This window comes from Micromonospora sp. C95 (genome assembly GCF_018070465.1).
GTDB lineage: Bacteria > Actinomycetota > Actinomycetes > Mycobacteriales > Micromonosporaceae > Micromonospora.
In genome coordinates this window covers 15878-33425 of sequence record NZ_JAGPXT010000009.1, presented here as the reverse complement: position 1 = coordinate 33425, position 17548 = coordinate 15878, and the positions used below count along the sequence as shown (strand labels likewise).

17 protein-coding genes are annotated in these 17548 nt (G+C 72.4%); 5 read left to right on the top strand and 12 right to left on the bottom strand.

The features are described from left to right. Window positions 1-33 precede the first annotated feature (33 nt). The 3 genes from KBX00_RS13215 to KBX00_RS13205 are packed head-to-tail and all read left to right on the top strand — an operon-like array spanning window position 34 to window position 3830. The gene (locus KBX00_RS13215; protein ID WP_307868578.1) at window positions 34-2442 is read left to right on the top strand and encodes a nitrate- and nitrite sensing domain-containing protein; all 2409 of its coding nucleotides are present in this window, start codon (window positions 34-36) and stop codon (window positions 2440-2442) included. Beyond that, window positions 2443-2865 carry a roadblock/LC7 domain-containing protein gene (locus KBX00_RS13210; RefSeq protein WP_301547876.1) on the top strand — a complete coding sequence of 141 codons (423 nt, stop codon included), beginning with the start codon at window positions 2443-2445 and terminating at the stop codon, window positions 2863-2865. Further along, window positions 2862-3830 (top strand): TAXI family TRAP transporter solute-binding subunit, encoded by a 969-nt coding sequence (locus KBX00_RS13205; protein WP_210826709.1) that lies wholly within the window; start codon window positions 2862-2864, stop codon window positions 3828-3830. The genes KBX00_RS13210 and KBX00_RS13205 overlap by 4 nt, the downstream gene beginning before the upstream one ends. Before the next feature lie 83 nt (window positions 3831-3913). Here KBX00_RS13205 and KBX00_RS13200 read toward each other — a convergent pair whose 3' ends face one another. The 3 genes from KBX00_RS13200 to KBX00_RS13190 all read right to left on the bottom strand — a co-directional run bounded on the left by KBX00_RS13200 (window position 3914) and on the right by KBX00_RS13190 (window position 6056). After that, entirely contained in the window at window positions 3914-4873 is a 960-nt protein-coding gene (locus tag KBX00_RS13200; RefSeq protein WP_210826708.1) for a hypothetical protein, read from the bottom strand. A gap of 197 nt (window positions 4874-5070) precedes the next feature. After that, the gene (locus KBX00_RS13195; protein ID WP_210826706.1) at window positions 5071-5262 is read right to left on the bottom strand and encodes a DUF397 domain-containing protein; all 192 of its coding nucleotides are present in this window, start codon (window positions 5260-5262) and stop codon (window positions 5071-5073) included. Then, window positions 5253-6056: a helix-turn-helix transcriptional regulator gene (locus KBX00_RS13190; protein ID WP_307868575.1), complete on the bottom strand. Its 804-nt coding sequence runs from the start codon at window positions 6054-6056 to the stop codon at window positions 5253-5255. The genes KBX00_RS13195 and KBX00_RS13190 overlap by 10 nt, the downstream gene beginning before the upstream one ends. A 594-nt stretch (window positions 6057-6650) precedes the next feature. On the opposite strand from KBX00_RS13190, the gene KBX00_RS13185 reads away from it, so the two are divergent. Next, window positions 6651-6965, top strand: coding sequence for a flavin reductase (locus KBX00_RS13185; RefSeq protein ID WP_307868572.1), 315 nt, complete (start codon window positions 6651-6653; stop codon window positions 6963-6965). Between the two features lie 257 nt (window positions 6966-7222). On the opposite strand, the gene KBX00_RS13180 is transcribed toward KBX00_RS13185, so the two are convergent. The 9 genes from KBX00_RS13180 to KBX00_RS13140 form a co-directional block, all read right to left on the bottom strand. Then, a complete protein-coding gene (locus KBX00_RS13180; RefSeq protein ID WP_210826704.1) occupies window positions 7223-8032 on the bottom strand; it encodes an ABC transporter permease in 810 nt (269 codons plus the stop codon). Window positions 8033-8053: 21 nt separating this feature from the next. Further along, complete coding sequence (locus KBX00_RS13175; protein WP_210826702.1) at window positions 8054-8851, bottom strand: ABC transporter permease; 798 nt, start codon at window positions 8849-8851, stop codon at window positions 8054-8056. A gap of 26 nt (window positions 8852-8877) precedes the next feature. Beyond that, complete coding sequence (locus KBX00_RS13170; protein WP_210826700.1) at window positions 8878-9810, bottom strand: ABC transporter ATP-binding protein; 933 nt, start codon at window positions 9808-9810, stop codon at window positions 8878-8880. A gap of 49 nt (window positions 9811-9859) precedes the next feature. Further along, entirely contained in the window at window positions 9860-10396 is a 537-nt protein-coding gene (locus tag KBX00_RS13165; protein WP_210826698.1) for a hypothetical protein, read from the bottom strand. A gap of 2 nt (window positions 10397-10398) precedes the next feature. Then, window positions 10399-12264, bottom strand: coding sequence for a DNA primase (dnaG, locus tag KBX00_RS13160; RefSeq protein WP_210826696.1), 1866 nt, complete (start codon window positions 12262-12264; stop codon window positions 10399-10401). Between the two features lie 178 nt (window positions 12265-12442). Next, complete coding sequence (locus KBX00_RS13155) at window positions 12443-14026, bottom strand: BCCT family transporter (RefSeq protein WP_374225298.1); 1584 nt, start codon at window positions 14024-14026, stop codon at window positions 12443-12445. Window positions 14027-14225: 199 nt separating this feature from the next. Then, the gene (locus KBX00_RS13150) at window positions 14226-15071 is read right to left on the bottom strand and encodes a siderophore-interacting protein (protein WP_210826692.1); all 846 of its coding nucleotides are present in this window, start codon (window positions 15069-15071) and stop codon (window positions 14226-14228) included. Between the two features lie 52 nt (window positions 15072-15123). Beyond that, window positions 15124-16365, bottom strand: a complete 1242-nt coding sequence (locus KBX00_RS13145) for a deoxyguanosinetriphosphate triphosphohydrolase (RefSeq protein ID WP_210826690.1) — start codon at window positions 16363-16365, stop codon at window positions 15124-15126. Beyond that, on the bottom strand, window positions 16362-16715 hold the full coding sequence (locus KBX00_RS13140) for a VOC family protein (RefSeq protein ID WP_164449447.1): 354 nt from the start codon (window positions 16713-16715) through the stop codon (window positions 16362-16364). Before KBX00_RS13140 ends, KBX00_RS13145 begins: the two co-directional genes overlap by 4 nt. A 290-nt stretch (window positions 16716-17005) precedes the next feature. Between KBX00_RS13140 and KBX00_RS13135 the strand changes: the two genes are divergently transcribed. Further along, complete coding sequence (locus tag KBX00_RS13135; protein ID WP_210826688.1) at window positions 17006-17506, top strand: roadblock/LC7 domain-containing protein; 501 nt, start codon at window positions 17006-17008, stop codon at window positions 17504-17506. The last annotated feature ends 42 nt before the right edge of the window (window positions 17507-17548 follow it).

The following is a 17548-nucleotide window of genomic DNA, read 5'->3' as shown; positions in this document are numbered from 1 at the left end:
CCGGCCCGGCCGCCCCTACCTCGGGAGACCCCCGTGCCGCTGTCCTCGCTGGCCCGCGTACGCCGGCACAACCGTCCGTCCGGTCACACCGGCCGGCTCTGGTCGGTGCGTACCCAGCTGCTCGCTCCGATCCTGATCGCCATCGCCGGCCTGCTCGTGCTGGGGGCCATCCAGACCGGTGACGCCCTGGCCGCCTCCACCGACGCCGAACGGGCCCGGGTGCTGGCCGGTACCGCCACCGCCACCGTCTCGCTCGTGCACGAGCTGGAACGGGAACTCGGCGAGACCGCGGCGCTGCGCCAGCGCGGCGGCACCTCCGGCCGCCAGTTGGTCGACGCGCAGCGGCTCCGGGTCGACGAGGCCGGCAAGCGCTACCAGACGTCCAGCTCCGACGCCCGCCGTACCGTCCCGGACCTCGGCCGCGACCTCGATGGCGTGACCGAACACCTCGACCAGCTCGACGAGGCCCGGATCGCCGCGCTCACCACCGACACCGCCGACGGTGTCTACGTGGCACTCGTGGAGTCGCTACTCGCCGTCGCCGACGCGCTCCCCGCCCAGCTACGCGACCCCGAGCTGGCCAACCGCGCCCGTGAGGTGGCCGCGGTCGCGGCCCAGGAACACCTGGCGTCGCTGGAACGTGACCTGCTACGGGCCATCTTCACCCGGGGTGAGCTGGCCAAGGGCGAACTTGCCCGGCTGGGCCGGCTACGCGGCGCGCAGGAGCAGCGGCAGGCCGAGTTCGCCCGGATCGCCGGGGCACGTGCCACCGACGCGTACACCCGGCTGATCGCCGGCAGCGACGTCTCCACCGCGCGGCGGATGCGCGACAGCGCGTTGAACGCCGACACCGAGCCGGCCGCGCTCGCCGCCGACGGTGACGCCTGGTACGTCGCCCAGAGCGGTGCCATCCGCCGGTTCAACCTGCTCGGCCGGGAACTCTCCGACGAGTTGGACCGGCGCGCCGCCGAGCTGGCCACCGCCGCCCGGCAACGGGCGCTGGTCACCGGCGGCGCCACCACCGGCCTGGCGCTGGTCTCGCTGGTCACCGCCGCGCTGCTGGCGGTACGCACCAGCCGCCGGTTGCGCCGGCTGCGGGTGGCGGCGCTGACCATGGCACATCGGGAGCTGCCCGAGCGGATCACCGCCATCGCGGCCGGTGACAGTGTTCCGGCCGAGGGCACCGCCTCGCAGCTCACCGCGGGGATCAGCCGTGGGCGCGACGAGATCGCCCAGGTGGCCGAGGCGTTCGACACCGTCAACCGGGCCGCGCTGCGGCTCGCCGGTGCGCAGGCGGAGTTGCGGATGGACGTGACCCGGATGGTCGAGGCGCTGGCCCGCCGGATCCGTACGCTGATCACCCGACAGCTGCGGCTGCTCGACGAGTTCGAGCAGGAGGAGACCGATCCGGACGCGTTGGCCCGGCTCTTCGCCCTCGACCACCTCGCCGCGCGGATGCGGCGAAACGGGGAGAACCTGCTGGTCCTGGCCGGTGGCGAACCCGGACGCGCACAGGACGGGCCGCATCTGGTGGCCGACGTCGTGCGCGGTGCCGCCTCCGAGATCGAGGAGTACGCCCGGGTCGAGATCGACGTGCCCACCGCCGGTGTGCAGGGTTCGGCGGTCGGCAACCTGGTACACCTGCTGGCCGAGCTGCTGGAGAACGCCACCTCGTACTCCCCGCCGCACACGCCGGTGCATGTGGACGGTCGCCGTACCGTCGACGGGCTGACCCTGCGCGTGCACGACCAGGGCATCGGCATCGGCGAGAACCGGCTGGCCGAGATCAACGAGAGGCTGCGCGCCCCGGCCGCGCTGTCCAGCGCGGCGGCCGGCAGCATGGGCCTGCACGTGGTCGCCCACCTGGCCGCCCGGCACGGCATCCTGGTGCGGCTGCACAGTGCCGGTGCCGGGACGGTCGCCCAGGTGGACGTGCCGGAGTCGCTGCTGACCCGGATGGAGCAGCTCACCGGCCGACCGAACCCCATCGGCCGGCCGGCCACCCCGGCCGTCGGTGCCTGGTTCCGGCAGCGGGGCGCTCCGGCCGAGGTCGCGTCGGACCGGCTCGACGTGCACCGGGCCCCGACGCTGACGCTGCCGGTGGTGGGCAACGGCGCGGCGGCCTGGTCACCCGAGCAGCCCGGTCAACCGCACCACCGGCCGTCGGTTCAGCCCGTCGGCGTCGCGCCGCACGGACCGTCCGGGGCCAATGGTGCGCCGCCCTGGCGGGCCGGCGCCGCCCGTCCCGAGGAACCCACCGCGGTCGGCCTGCCCCGGCGGGTGCGCGGTGGCGGCCTTCAGTCCGAACTGCACGACATGCCGCCGCCGCAGGCCGCGCCGGACCTGCTCGACCCCGAGGTGGTACGGGCCCGGCTGTCCGCCCTCTCCGCCGGGGTGGCCCACGCGATGCGACGTAACCAGCAGACGAACGGGAGACCCTAGATGATGCCCAACGGCAGCCCCGGCCTCGACTGGCTCCTGGCGAACTTCGCCGAGCAGGTACCGGACGTGTCGCACGCCCTCGCCGTCTCCGGGGACGGGCTGCGGCTGGCGGCCTCGCCGCACCTCTCGACCGACCAGGCGGACCAGCTCGCCGCCGTGATCAGCGGCCTGGCCAGCCTGACCGTCGGCGCCGCCCGGCTGATGTCCGCCGGCCGGGTCCGACAGCAGATCGTGGACATGGACGGCGGCGTACTGCTGGTGATGGCGGTCGGCGACCGCGCCCTGCTCGGCGTGCTCGCCGCCGCCGGGTGCGACCTGGGTCAGATCGGTTACGAGACGGCGACGCTGGTCCAGCGGGTCGCCGAGGCGCTCGAACCGGCGGCCCGGAACTGGGCGGACCACCCCGGCGGAGTGCCGGCATGAGTCGGGGGTGGCGATTGGTGGCGGCGCTGCTGTCGGTCACGCTGGTCAGCGCCTGCGGTGCCGAGCGCACCCCGGAGGCTCGGCCGTGGCACGACGGGCGGATCTTCCTCGCCACCGGCAACACCACCGGGGTCTACTACCAGCTGGGTGGCGGCTATGCCGACGTCATCAGCCGCCACCTGCCGGGCTACGAGGCGCGGGCGGAACCCACCGGCGCCTCCGGTGAGAACATCACCCGGCTGGTCGACGGCGACATGGAGATCGCTTTCAGCCTCGCCGACACGGCGGCGGACGCCACCGCCGGCCGCGGCGCCTTCGAGGGACGCCCGCAACCGGTCCGGGCGCTGGCCCGGGTCTACAGCAACTACACCCACGTGATCGTCCGCGCCGACGCGCAGATCGCCAACCTCGCGGGGCTGCGCGGCAAGGGTGTCTCCACCGGCTCGCCGAAGTCCGGCACCGACGTCATCGCCGGCCGGCTGCTCACCGCCGCCGGCCTCGACCCGGAGCGGGACGTACGCCGGGCCCGCCTGTCGCTGCCGGAGACGGTGGCCCGGATGCGCAGCGGCACCCTCGACGCGATGTTCTTCTCCGGTGGGTTGCCCACGCCGGGCATCGCCGACCTGCTCACCAACGCGCCCAACCGGTTCCGGCTGCTGCCGGTCGCGGACCTGATCGAGCCGCTGAGCGCCACGCACGGCTCGGTCTACACCACCGCCGAGCTGCCCCCCGACGCCTACGAAACCCCCTCGGGCACCCCGACCGTGACGGTCCCCAACGTGATCCTGGTCAGCGCCGAGATGCCCGACGACCTGGCGTACGACCTGACCCGACTGCTCTTCACCTACCAGGCCGACCTGGCCGTGGCGCATCCCGAGGCACGCAACTTCGACCGTGAGTCCGCCGCCACCACCGACCCGATCCCCCTGCACCCCGGCGCCGCCCGCTACTACCAGGGCGGCTGACCCCCGCACCGCCTGGCAGTCGCGAGATCTTGGACATTTTCCGTTAGGTGAGCCCAAGGTCCGAACGGGAACTTCCCAAGATCTCAGCGGTTTGTGGCGTCGGGTTGCCAGCCGGCGGCCAGGAGGGCGCGGCGGACGGTGTCGGCGACCTGCTCCGGGTGTGCCCGGACCAACCAGGCGGGAAAGCGGAGGATCCGCTCCCCTGCGGTCCACACGTCGTTCTGCCGTCGCATGTCCGCCGTCCACTGGCCTACGTCCATGTGGTGCGCGCCGTCGATCTCCGCGTGCACCCCCCACTCCCGCCAGTACGCGTCCAACCAGCGCGTCCGGCCCGCCGCGTCGGTCCGCCGCTGTTGCAGGTCGGGCCGGGGCAGACCGGCCCGACGGCAGAGCCGGACGAAGTCGATCTCGCTCAGCGCCTGAGCGCCGCCGGCAATGTCGTCGATGGTCTGCCGGATCAGCAGCCGCCGGGGCGCGCGAGGCAGCACGTCCAGCACGGCGGTCAGTTCCTCCGGCAGCACCCGCCGCTGCTGGCAGCCGGCGGCGAGCGCCTCCTGCGCCACCCGTGCCGAGGGTGCCCAACTGGCCGCGTCGACCAGGGCTCGCGCGGTGGTCGTCCGGGGCGGACGGCCGACCTGGAGATGCTCGGCAGGCAGGACCGATGTCCGGTGCACCACCACGGCTGCCATGTCGATCGGCAACTGTCGCAGGGTGGTCCGCCCGGCCCGACGGGACGCCGGCACGAGCACGTGCAGCGGCTCGGGTCGCAGACCGCGTACACCCGCCTCGGTGGCTGCCGTGGCACCCGCGAGCACCGCACCCGCTCCGGCGGCGAGCACCGCCACCCACAACTGCTGATCCCGGGCCAACCGACCGTTGCCGGTCAGCAGCAGCCCGCGACCTAACGCCCGCCACCGCCCGGACCGCACCAACCCGCGCACGGTCCCATCGGTCAGTACGCTGCGGGCCTGCGCGCTGGTGAGCACGCCGGCCTGCTCGAAGGCCAACCACTCCAGCGCCCCAGCCGTGTCATCAGGAACCATCCGTCCACACTGGCCGCCTCGTCGGCCCCAAAACCACCAGATCTTGGACACTTCCCGTTACGTGCTAACGGATTCTGTCCAAGATTGACCAGATAGGACGGTTGATCGCCCGGGTGCCGGGCCGGGACGTCGGGGCCTGGCGGCCGTGGGGGCTTGGCAGGCCGCAGAAGGCGGCAGGGCCGCCGGGCGTGGCGGGGCTACGGGTGTACGGGGAGGTGCGTGAGGAAGGTACGCCACGCGGTGGGCGGGAAGGCCAGCACCGGGCCGGTCGGGTCCTTGGAGTCACGCACGGCCACCAGACCGGGCAGGTTGTCGGCCACCTCGACGCACGCGCCGCCCTGCCCGTTGCTGCGACTGCTCTTGCGCCATCTGGCACCAGTCATGTCCATGTTTCCGCCACTTCCGCGATCAGGTCGAGGGACTGCTGCTGCGATAGTGCCTCACCCCGGATCGACTCCCAAACCTCGACCATCTTTCGGACGTGCTCGGCGCGGTCGACCACCTGACCGTGGAGCTGACCTTCCTGATAGACAACGTCCTCCCCGTGCGGCGGGGCGGCGATCACGAAGGGGCCGTTGATACCAGGGTAGGCCCCGACGGAGAGCGGCACGACCTGGATTCGGACCCGGGGCAGCGTCGAGCCGACCTTCACCAGATGTCGCAGTTGCTCGCCCATCACCTCGGCGTCGCCGACTCGGCGGCGCAGCACGTGCTCGTCGATGACGGCGGTGAACAGCGGCGGCCGGTCGCGTGTGAGCACGCCCTGACGGTCCAGCCGGGTCATCACCTGCTGCTCGACCTCGTCCGAGGCGAACAAGCCGCCGCTGGACAGCAGCGCGCAGGCGTACCCCTCGGTCTGCAACAGTCCCGGCACGCAGAGCGGCTCGAACCAACGCAGCGCGGTGGCCTCGGCTTCGATGCCGGGCCAGTCGCGGAACCACGGCACCACTGTTTCGCGGCTGATTCGGCGCTGGATGCGCTCGAACCGGCCGTCCCCGCCGAACACGGTGTCGCTGCGGCGGGCGAAGTCCAGGCTGGGGCGGCGCTCACCGGTCTCCACCTTGGCTACCAGCGCGGCCGAGTAGCTGAGCGCCTCAGCCAGCGCGGTCTGTGACATGCCGGCGCCGGCCCGGGCCAGTCGCAGCTCCTCGGCGAAGTGCTCCAGCATGGACGAGCGCTCCACGGACACCCTCCGTACATCCTCGTACCGCCTGGGACCGGCCGTGGACGCGCTGGTCGTCACCGCGCCGGGCCTCCCACCGTAGTCGTGTCCTCACCAGACTGTCACGCAGCGGAACCGCTCACGGGATCGGACGACGGGCGGAACCAGGCCGGGGCGCCGGCAACACGCGACAGCCGGCCGGCGCCCCCTCCACCTCGACGGAGGCTTCATGCGAATCAGGTTCTGGCGCTGCCGACCCCCGGCCACGGCCGCGCCGCTCCCCCAACGCACGCGGAACACCCGCCCTCTGCCACCGGCCCCATGGCAGGACATGACCGACCAGGCGACCTCGACCAACCCGGCATCCGGCAGTTTCAGCCCGCCACCCCACCCGTGCGCGCCGGGACCAGGCATGCGACCCGCCTCGGCCGCAAACCAACCAGCGCACCCGATACCGTCGCAACGAAACCCACGCCGCTCCACACCGTCACAACAAGACCCACGCCGCCCCACACCGTCACAACAAGACAATCGCCCGAACTGGGCGGTGGCACCGACCGAGGTGTTCCCCCTGAACCGCCCGGGGCGACCGGGGTGGCTCACCCGGGCGCAGGAGTGGCGGGCCAACGGGGGCCGCTGGTCACCACCGCGCGACGACCCATCTTCCCGGAGCGGCGAGCCGGGGCAGTGCTGATGCCCCGCTACCGGCCGCATCTCGCGGCGCGCCCCTCGTGGCGGTGCCGGGTGTGTGGGGCGGCCTGGCCGTGCTCGCCGGCCCGGCTGGCGCTGCTCGGCGAGTACCGGGAGAACCGCACCGGCCTGCTGATCTATCTCGGCACCATGATGTACGACGCGGCCGGCGACCTCACCGGCCAACATCCACCGGGCGTCCTGGCCGATCGCTTCCTCACCTGGGCCCGCCCTCGCTGACGCGCGATGCGCCACGCCGAGATGCAGCGCGGCGTGTGCGGTGCCGGTGCGTGTTTGGTGCAGTGCGGGTGCGTGTTCGGTGCAGTACGGATGCGGATGCGGTGCGGTGCGGGTGCGGGTGCACTGCTGGGCGGTGCTGAGACCGTGGCACTTATTGCGCTCGACACGCCGACCGAAGGGCACCTCAAGTGCCACACTCTCCGCCACCCGCGCCGTCCCACAGGGCCGCGCCGTCCGAGGGCTGGCAGGAGCGTGGGCTACTTGTAGAGGAGGCGGCTCATCCGGCGGGAGGCGATCAGCAGGCCGGCTGCCAGCACCGCGAGCAGGTAGAGCACGTCGAGCGTCCAACTCCAGCCGCCGGTGTCGACGGTGAGCGCGCGGACCAGGTGCACCGCCCGGTAGAGCGGAGTCACCTCGACCAGCCAGCGCAGCACCGTCGGGTACGCCTCGGCGGGCACGAAGGTGCCGGAGAACAGGAACAGGACGAACTGCGCCGAGCTCATCAGGTCGAAGTCCTGCCAGCTGCGCATGAACGTGGAGATGGCCATGCCGAGCGCGCCGAACGCGAAGCCGACGAGCACCGCCGCCGGGAACGCGGCGAGCGCGCGGGCGGGCACGGTCAGGTCCATCACCACCATCACCACGAGGAACGCGGCCGAGTACGCGCTGCCCCGCAGCATCGCCCAGGCCAACTCGCCGAGGGCGATCTCGAACGGCTGCACCGGGGTGGCGATCACCCCGTCGTACAGCTTCATGTACTTCATCTTGCCGAAGAAGTTGAAGGTGGTCTCCGCCAGCGCGCCGGTCATCGCCGACGAGGCGAGCATGGCCGGAGCGACGAACGCCGCGTACGAGACGACCGCACCGCTGGGCAGCGTCAGGTCGCCGATCAGCGCACCCACCCCGACGCCGATGGAGAGCAGGTAGAGCAGCGGCTCGACGAAACCGGAGACGAGCAGCAACCAGTAGACGGATCTCAGCGCCGCGACGTTCCGCTCGGTGACCGACGCGGACCGCCGCGAGGCGGCCGACACGTCGACCAGCCGGGGCAGCACCAGAGCGACCATGACCTTCTCCTGTACGACGAGCTAGACGACGAGCCGGCGGGTGAGGACGCGGCGGGCGAGCAGCCATCCCCCGGCCGCCCAGACGGCCAGGTAACCGAGGTGGCCGGCAACCGACCAGTACGGGGCGACGCCGAGCACCGCCGCCCGGCACAGGTCCACGGCGTGCCAGAGCGGCGTGGCGTACGCGAGCCAGCGCAGCACCAGCGGCAGCGACTCGACCGGGAAGAACACCCCGGAGAACAGGGTCATCGGGATCACCGCGAAGCGGAACAGCATGGCGAGCCAGCTGTCCGAGTCGACCGAGGCCGCGTACGCGAAGGTCGGTGCGGCGACGGCCAGCGCGAGCAGCGCCGCCACCGGAACCGTCAGCACCGCCCACGGCGAGCGCAGGGCCCCCAGCACCCCGGTCACCAGGAGGAACGCGATGACGGAGGTCAGCACCCGGAACAGCACGAACGCCAGGTGGCCGGCGAGGATGTCGCCCACCCGCAGCGGCGACGAGCGCTGCCCGAAGTAGATCTTCTGCCACTGGAGGTTGCCGAAGACCGGCCACGTCGACTCGGCGATCGCCACCTGCAACGCCGTCGACGCGAGCAGCCCGCCGACGATCCACTCCAGGTAAGTGACGCCGCCGACCCCCTGGTCGATGTACGCCCCGACGCCCAGCCCGAACCCGAGCACGGTGAGCGTGGGCAGCAGGAAGGACGAGAAGGCGCCGGCCCGCCAGGTGCGCCGGTAACCCACCAGGTGGTATTCGAGCACCCGCAGCGCCGGCACCCTCGGCAGGGCGGGTCGGTCCCGGGTCAGTTGTGCCGTCACGGCGGCCCCTTCCAGCGAGTCCGGACTCAGTCGACGAGGGTGCGGCCGGTGAGGTGCAGGAAGACGTCCTCCAGGCTGCTGCGCCGGACCAGCACGTTGGCCGGGTGCAGACCGAGCGCGGCGACCTCGGCCACCGCCGCGTCACCGTCGGGCACGTAGATCAGGATCCGGTCGGGAAGCACCTCGACGCGCTCCCCCAGCGCGTCGAGCTTGCCGGCGAACGCCTCCTGCGACTCGGCGGCGAACCGCAGCTCGACCACCTCGCGGGTGGCGTGCCGCTCGATGAGGGCACGCGGTGACCCCTCGGCGACGATCCGGCCGCCGTCCATCACCACCAACCGGTCGCAGAGCTGCTCGGCCTCGTCCATGTAGTGCGTGGTGAGCACCAACGTGACGCCCTGCTGTTTGAGCCGGAACAGCCGTTCCCAGACCAGGTGTCGGGCCTGCGGGTCGAGACCGGTGGTCGGCTCGTCGAGCAGCACGATGTCCGGTTCGTTGACAAGCGCGCGGGCGATGGTGAGCCGCCGCTTCATGCCACCGGAGAGCGGCTCGACCTTGCTGTCCGCCCGGTCGCCGAGCTGCACGAAATCGAGCAACTCGGCAGCCCGGGCCCGGGCCACCCGGCGTGGAATGCCGAAGTAGCGGGCGTACGTCGTCAGGTTTTCCCGGACGGTCAGCTCCGGGTCGAGATTGTCCAGCTGTGGACAGACGCCGAGCCGTGCCCGGATCGCCGGCCCGTCGCGCACCGGATCCATGCCCAGGATGCGCAGCTGGCCGCCGCTGGGCGGCGAGGTGCAGCCGACCATCCGCATGGTCGACGACTTGCCGGCGCCGTTGGGCCCCAGGAAGCCGAACGCCTCACCGGCGTGCACCTCCACGTCGATGCCGTCGACGGCGGTGAAGTCGCCGAACCGCTTCACCAGCCCCTGTGCCTGAATCAATGGTCGCCCCGTGGTCACCCCCGGACCCTAAACACCCGGTCCGACACTTCCCAACGGATTAACGAGTTCAGAGGTCGGCGGGGGTGGTGGCGGTGCGGGCGGTGGCGACCAGGAGGTCGGTCTCGGCGAGGACGTCGGGGGCGTCGGTGGGCGTGCCGGGGTCGTAGTGGACCATCCAGGTGAGACCGTCACGGCCGGACACCCGGCGGCCGACGACCCGCCCGGACCCGCCGGGCAGGGCGTGGTGCTGGGTGTACGCGACGGAGCGGGTGACCCGGGTGCGTACCTGGTGCGGCAGGTCGCCCGGATCGAGCAGCAGGTACCGCTCGGCCGGCAGCTCGGCGACCACCAGGTAGCCGTCCCGCTCGGCGACCTGCTCGCCCGGCGTCACGGTCAACTCCCGGCCCGACCAGACGGCCTTGACGATCTCGTGCCAGCTGATCCGGTGGCCCCGGCCCGGCAGCCAGAGCCCGAGGTTGGTGGCGACCACCACCCCGTCACCCTCGCCGTTGCCGCCGGCGGCCCAGGCCAGCACCCGTTCGTCGCGCTCCAGCGGTGGCCGGTCGGCCAATGGCAGCTTCGGCTGGCGGCGGAACAGTGGCATCCCTACAACCCTCCCGCCGCCTGCTCGCGCAGGGCACGGGCGTGCTGCTCCAGCGAGAGCAGCTCACCGAAGGCGGCGAAGTACTCGTCCTTGTTGTTGACCGGATTGATCCGCTGGATCCGGGACTTCAACTCCCGGATCCGTGCGGTGACCGATCCCCACTGCAACCGGGCCATGGTGATCGAGACGTAGCGTAGGTCCGGTTCGCCGTCGATCCGCAGCGGTTCCACGGCCAGCTCACCGACCAGTGCCTGGGCGGCGAGGTCGTCGCAGGCGTCGCGCACCGCTTCGATCCACACCGCGCCGCCGGCCGCCGAGGCGACCCCGCCGGCCGCGGCGACCGCCGCCCGCACTGCCACGTGCACCGGGTGCCGGTAGTCGGTCGCCTCCACCGCGTCGAACATCGGCCCGGCCAGCACCGGCTCCTGCAGGGCCAGCTTCAACGCCTCCCGCTCGACCATCGACTGTGGGCTGTCCACGCTCGGCTCGCTGCGAGCGGGCCGTGTAGCCGGGCCGTCCCCCGGGCGTCCCGAGGCGGCGGTCAGCACCGCCCGCTGCACCGGTTCGATCTCCATGCCGAGGTCACCGGCGAGCTTGCGGACGTACTCCGGGCGCTTCTCCCGGTCCTTGAGCTTCGCCACCAGCGGCGCGGCGCGCCGCATCGCCTCGACCCGACCGTCGACGGTGTCCAGGTCGTACCGGCTGATCACGTGGCGCAGCGCGAAGTCGACAAGCGGCTCGCGGCGGGCGACCAGGTCGCGTACGGCCAGGTCGCCCTTTGCCAGCCGCAGCTCGCACGGGTCCATGTTGTCGGGGCTGACCGCGATGAAGGTACGCCCGACGAAGCGCTGGTCGTCGTCGAAGGCGCGCAGCGCGGCCTTCTGCCCCGCCGCGTCCCCGTCGAAGGTGAAGATGATCTCGCCTGCGACGGCGTCGGTGTCCAGCAGCAGCCGGCGCAGCACGCCGATGTGGTCGGCGCCGAACGCGGTGCCGCAGGTCGCCACGGCCGTCGACACGCCGGCCAGGTGGCAGGCCATCACGTCGGTGTAGCCCTCGACCACCACCACCCGGCCCTGCTTGGCGATCTCCCGTTTGGCCTGGTCGATGCCGTAGAGCACGTGGGACTTCTTGTAGATCGGTGTCTCGGGGGTGTTCAGGTACTTCGGGCCGTCGTCGTCGGCGAAGAGTTTGCGCGCGCCGAAGCCGATCACGTCGCCGGTCAGGTCCCGGATCGGCCAGAGCAGCCGGCGGCGGAACCGGTCGATCAGGCTGCCCGAGCGGGCCGGGCGGGACAACCCGGCGGTGACCAGTTCGTCGTGGCTGAAGCCACGCTGACGCAGGTGCTTGGTGAGCAGGTCCCAGCCGTCGGGGGCGAAGCCGCAGCCGTACCGCTGCGCGGCGGCGCGGTCGAAGCCGCGCTCGGCGAGGAACTCCCGGGCGGGACGCGCGCCGGCGGTGGCCAACTGCGCGCTGTAGAACTCGACGGCGGCGGCGTGCGCGGCCACCAGCCGCTGCTTCTGCCCCTGCTGCGGGCGGTTCGGCCGGGGCGCGGACCGGTCGTCCTCCACGTACCGCAGTTGCAGGCCGGCGCGGGCGGCGAGCCGCTCCACCGCCTCGACGAAGCTGAGGTGCTCGGCGTCCATCAGGAACTTGATGGCGTCGCCACCGGCACCGCAGCCGAAGCAGTACCAGACGTTGCGGGCCGGCGAGACGTTGAACGAGGGACTCTTCTCGTCGTGGAACGGGCAGAGCCCCTTGAGGTTGCCGCCGCCGGCCGACTTGAGCGTCACGGTGTCGGAGATGATCTCGGCGATCGACGTACGCTCGCGGACCAGCGCGATGTCCTCGTCCCGGATCCGCCCCGCCATGCCGCCACCTCCTCGACCTACATCCTGCCCTGCCCGCCCACGGCGCGCGGAAGGGCCCCTTGGTGACGTCGCCGACAGCGGACGCGCCGTTGCCGACACCATCGACGCGGGGCGCGAACACCGACGCCGCGCCGTTCCGCCACGGAGGCGGGACGGCGCGGCGGGCGGGTAGGAACGGTCAGCGGGGGCGGCGACGCAGGTAGCGGCGTACCGGCGGCGGGTCCTCCTCCTCGTACGACCGGGCGGCGCGCACCGCGTCGGCCAGGCCGTGTGGGCGGGTACGGGCCGGCACGTCCAGCAGTGGGTCGCGGGCCATGTCCTTGACCAGGGCGACGGCCAGCCCGAGCATCACCACCACGAACGGCAACGCCACCATGATGGTGGCCTGTTGCAGCGCGTCGAGTCCGCCGACGAGCAGCAGCACGGCGGCGACCGCGCCGATCAGGATGCCCCAGCTGACCACGACCACCCGGTGCGGGCGCAGCGCACCCCGGGAGGTCAGCGAGCCGAGCACCAGCGAGGCGGAGTCGGCGCTGGTGACGAAGTACAGCGCGATGAGCACCATGGCCAGCACGCTCGTCAGCGCCGCCAGCGGCAGCGCGTCGAGCAGCCCGAACAACGCCTGCTCGCTGCTGGTGGAGGCGTCCGCCACCAGGTCACGTACCCCGGTGGCCTGTACCCGCAGCGCGCTGCCGCCCATGATGGCGAACCAGACGGCGCTGGCACCGCTGGGCACCAGGAGCACCCCGATCAGGAACTGCCGCACGCTGCGGCCCCGGGAGATGCGGGCGATGAAGGTGCCGACGAACGGCGCCCAGGAGATCCACCACGCCCAGTAGAAGATCGTCCAGCCGCCCAGCCAGGCCGGGTCGGAGAACGCCCCGGTCCGGGTGGACATGAAGACGAGGTTGCTGAGGTAGTCGCCGATGGAGGCGGGCAGCACCTCAAGGGTGTAGATGGTCGGCCCGACCACGAACACGAAGAGCATCAGCGCGACGGCCAGCACCACGTTGGTGGTGGAGAGCCACTTGATGCCCCGGTGCAGGCCGGTGAAGGCGGAGAGGACGAAGGCCAGCGTCAGTGCCCCGATCACCACCAGTTCCACCGCGGTGCTGTCCGGCACCCCGGCGACCAGGTCCAGGCCGGCGGCGACCTGGAGGGCGCCGAGCCCGAGGCTGGTGGCGGAGCCGAAGACGGTGGCGAAGACGGCAAGCAGGTCGATGACCTGACCGACGGCGCCGTCGGCGCGGTCGCCGATGAGCGGCCGGAACGCCGCCGAGATCCGGTTCTGCCGACCCCGACGGAACGTCGAGTACGCCAGCGCCAGCGCCACCACCGCGTAGATCGCCCACGGGTGCAGCGTCCAGTGGAAGAGGGTGAACTGCATGGCCGCGGACGCCGCCTGCCCGGTCTGCGGCTCGACGCCGGTCGCCGGTGGCGGGGTGGCGTAGTGCTGGATGGGCTCAGCCACGGCGAAGAAGACCAGGCCGATGCCCATGCCGGCGCTGAACATCATGGCGATCCACGCCAGCGTGCTGAACTCCGGCTCGTCGTCGTCCTTGCCGAGCCGGATCCGGCCGAACCGGGACAGCGCCAGCACCACCGCCAGCACCAGGAAGGCGTTGGCCGCCACCACGAAGAACCAGCCGAACGTGTCGATCACCCAGGCCAGACCCGATTCGCCGACGCTTGCCAGCGAGTCACGGGCCAGCACACCCCAGAGCACCACGGCGAGCACCCCGCCGACGCCCAGGCCGAGCACGATCGGGTCGATCGCGCCGCCTCTACCGCCAGGTTCGGCGGCCTTCTCGTCTACCTGCTCGCTCATGGTCACCCCTGACCATCCTCCCGTTCCCCTGCCGTCGCGCTCCGGCATTCCGGCGAATCGCACCCTGAGAGCCGACTTTCGGGCGTTCAGGGGCGCAGTTGGGGTGCCACCTTGCCGGTTATCGACCGCAAGGTCAACCGAGCGGCACGGGAAGACGCGGCTGTTCGTCCGCCTCGACCTGGCGGTTCCAGTCGGCCTTGGTGGCCCGCCAGCCCTCGTCGTCCAGGCCCTTGCGCCAGTAGCCGGAGATGGACAGCCACTCGCGGGGAACCGACCGTTCCACCCGCAGCAGACGACGCAACTGGCGGACGAACGACGCCTCACCGTGCACGAAGGCGTGCACGGTGCCGGGCGGGAACTCCAAGTCACGCACCGCGGCCACCAACGCCTCACCCACCGGACGTACGCCCCGGTGCAGCCAGGTCAGTCGCACCGCGCCGGGGGTGGGCAGCGGCTGCTCGTCGGCCGGGCCGTCGACCTCGACGTACACGTGCGCGGGCGCACCGACGGGCAGCCGGGCCAGGGCGGCGGCGATCGCCGGCAGGGCGCTCTCGTCGCCGACCAGCAGGTGCCAGTCGGCCGCCGGGTTCGGCGCGTACGCCCCGCCCGGGCCGACGAACAGCACCTCGTCGCCGGGCCGCAGCGCCGCCGCCCACGGACCGGCCAGCCCCTCGTCGCCGTGGTGCACCACGTCGACGGTCATCTCCCCGGCCGCCGCGTCCCAGGCGCGGACCGTGTACGCGCGCAGCCGGGGCCACTGCTCGCGCGGCAGGTCGCGACGAATGGCGGCCAGGTCGATCGGGCGCGGGTGGTCGACCCCGGCCACCGGAAAGACAATCTTGATGTAGTGGTCGGTGAACTCGCCGACCGGCAGGCCGGCCAGTTCCTCCCCGCCGAGCACCAGCCGGACCACGTGCGCAGTGGGCCGCCAGGTACGCAGTACGCGGGCGGAGGTGACCTTCTTCGAGCGATCCGTCATTCGGTTAGGCTAACCTCACTCGCGGCCCAACGGTCAGCCCCCGGCAGCGATGTCAGCTTCTGATCAGACGATCGTGCCAGGCCAGCGCGGCGGGATCGGTCAACGAGGCCACCTGGTCGATCACCACTCGCAGTCGACCTTCGTCGTCGGCTGCCTCCCGCCACAGCGGAGCGAAGACCGGATCGAGCACTTCCGGTGCCCGCGCGGTGAGGGTTGCCACGAGCCCGGCGATGATCTCCCGCTGCCGCTGGTAGCGGCCCTGGGCACCGGGCCGACGCATCACGTAGCGCAGGGCGATGCCCTTGAGCAGCGCGCACCGGGCCCGCAACGGCCGGGGTACGACCAGGTCGGCCGCGTACCGTCGGTGTGGTCCCGGGCCGGAGCGTTCGGTGGTGGCGGCGACGGCGGTCGCCACGAACCGACCGGTCAGCACGCTTGTGGTGGCCTTGAGCGCGGCCTGCGCCCGGTGGCTGCCGTCGTAACCGGCCAGCGGGGCGAGCACCGGGTCGGCGAGCAGATCCGACAACGCCGCGTCGAGGTAGTCGGGCGACTCGGTCGAGTAGACGGCGGCGACGTCGGCGCAGAGCGCCGCCCGCTCGTCCGGGTCGCCGAGCAGCGGCTCCAGCGTGAGATAGCCGCCGTGGATGCCGTCCTCGACGTCGTGCACCGAGTACGCCACGTCGTCGGCCCAGTCCATCACCTGCGCCTCCAGGCACCGCCGCTCGCCGGCCGGGGAGCCCTGCCGCAGCCAGGCGAAGGCGGGCAGGTCGTCGGCGTACACCCCGAACTTGCGCCGGCCGGGTTGGCGGGTCCACGGGTACTTGCCGACCGCGTCCAGCGAGGCGCGGGTCAGGTTCAGCCCGGCGGACGTCCCGTCCTGGGCGTACGCCTTGGCCTCCAACCTGGTGAGTACCCGCAGCGTCTGGGCGTTGCCCTCGAACCCACCGCAGTCGGCGGCCAACTCGTCGAGCGCGCCCTCGCCGTTGTGCCCGAACGGCGGGTGTCCGAGGTCGTGGGCCAGTCCGGCGGTGTCCACCACGTCCGGGTCACAGCCCAGCCGGGCGCCCATCTCCCGGGCGATCTGGGCCACCTCCAGCGAGTGGGTCAGCCGGGTACGCAGAAAGTCGTCGGTGCCGGCCGTGTGCACCTGGGTCTTCGCGGCGAGCCGGCGGAACGCCGCCGAGTGCAGCACCCGGGCCCGGTCCCGCTCGTACGGGGACCGGCCGTGCTCCGGATCCTTGACCGGCTCCGCGACCCGACGCGCCGCGTCCGGCGCACCGGACGCGGCACTCAATCCCCACGCTGCCGCAGCACGCAGAACTCGTTGCCCTCCGGGTCGGCCAGCACCGTCCAGTCGTCGCCGTCCTGGCCGATGTCGACGTGCCGGGCGCCCATGTCGACAAGCCGTTCCACCTCGGCCTCCCGGTCGGTCGGCCGCAGGTCGAGGTGCAGCCGGTTCTTGCCGGCCTTGGCCCCGGTCACGGGCACGAAGACGATGCCCGGCAGCCGATCCGCGCTCTGCCGGATCTCCACCTCGTCCGGCCGCTCCTCGACCACCTGGTACCCGAGCGCCTCGGCCCACCAGCGGGCCAGCCGACCCGGATCACGGGCGTCGACGGTCAGGCTCTCCCACACGGCGGTCATCCGGACACCGCCACCGCGACACCGACAGCCTCTGACAACTCGGTACGGGATCCCATCCGGCCACCCCTTCGCGAAACGACGGTCCACGGGCGAAGTCAGGTTACGCCCGGGGGCTCGGTTCGGCGCGCCGACGACGTGGCCCCGGCGGGTCCGCATCCTCCGATCAGATGAGAGTTGCCGTCCGATTGCCGACGGTGACGGGATCGCGCTCATCGACATCCACCGGTAGCGTCGCCATAGCGGAAAGTCACCTGTTGCGGCGAGACACGACCGGTGGGAGAGACACGCTCGTGAACGCGGAAACGATGATGGGCACCGAGTTGCGCGGGTTGCGCCGACGCCGTCCCGAGGTCGCCGGCACGGTCCTCGCCGGCACGGACGGCCTGCTCATCTCCAGCGACCTGCCCACGACCGACGCCACTCACCTGGCGGCGCTGGCCGCAGCCAGCTTCGGCCTCGGGCATCGGATGGCCGCCACCGTGCGGCAGGGCGAGTTCCACGAGTCCGTGGTGCACACCACGGCCGGCTGCGTGGTCACCTACCCGGCCGGCCGGGACGCCCTGCTGACCCTGGTCGCCACACCGGGAGCGGATCTGGCGGCGCTGCGCGAGGAGGCCCGTGGGGTGGTCCGGCGTGCCGGTCCGGCGCTGGCCGCCTGCCGCCAGCCGACGCTGTTGCCCCACCAGGCGGATCCGCACGCCCCGCTGGCGGTGCGCACCCCGATGGCCACGTTGCCGAACCAGCGCCCCCGCCGCGCACAGTCCATCACCTGGCGCCGCCCCCCGCTCTGACCACTGCATCTTGCGGGCGCCCCGGGCACTCCGCCCGCCACC

Bases quoted from the DNA above. Each gene is read 5' to 3' on its own strand.
- KBX00_RS13210 (WP_301547876.1), top strand. From the start codon at position 2,443: ATGATGCCCAACGGCAGCCCCGGCCTCGACTGGCTCCTGGCGAACTTC.
- KBX00_RS13205 (WP_210826709.1), top strand. From the start codon at position 2,862: ATGAGTCGGGGGTGGCGATTGGTGGCGGCGCTGCTGTCGGTCACGCTG.
- KBX00_RS13200 (WP_210826708.1), bottom strand. From the start codon at position 4,873: ATGGTTCCTGATGACACGGCTGGGGCGCTGGAGTGGTTGGCCTTCGAG.
- KBX00_RS13195 (WP_210826706.1), bottom strand. From the start codon at position 5,262: ATGGACATGACTGGTGCCAGATGGCGCAAGAGCAGTCGCAGCAACGGG.
- KBX00_RS13180 (WP_210826704.1), bottom strand. From the start codon at position 8,032: ATGGTCGCTCTGGTGCTGCCCCGGCTGGTCGACGTGTCGGCCGCCTCG.
- KBX00_RS13165 (WP_210826698.1), bottom strand. From the start codon at position 10,396: ATGCCACTGTTCCGCCGCCAGCCGAAGCTGCCATTGGCCGACCGGCCA.
- dnaG (WP_210826696.1), bottom strand. From the start codon at position 12,264: ATGGCGGGGCGGATCCGGGACGAGGACATCGCGCTGGTCCGCGAGCGT.
- KBX00_RS13150 (WP_210826692.1), bottom strand. From the start codon at position 15,071: ATGACGGATCGCTCGAAGAAGGTCACCTCCGCCCGCGTACTGCGTACC.
- KBX00_RS13140 (WP_164449447.1), bottom strand. From the start codon at position 16,715: ATGACCGCCGTGTGGGAGAGCCTGACCGTCGACGCCCGTGATCCGGGT.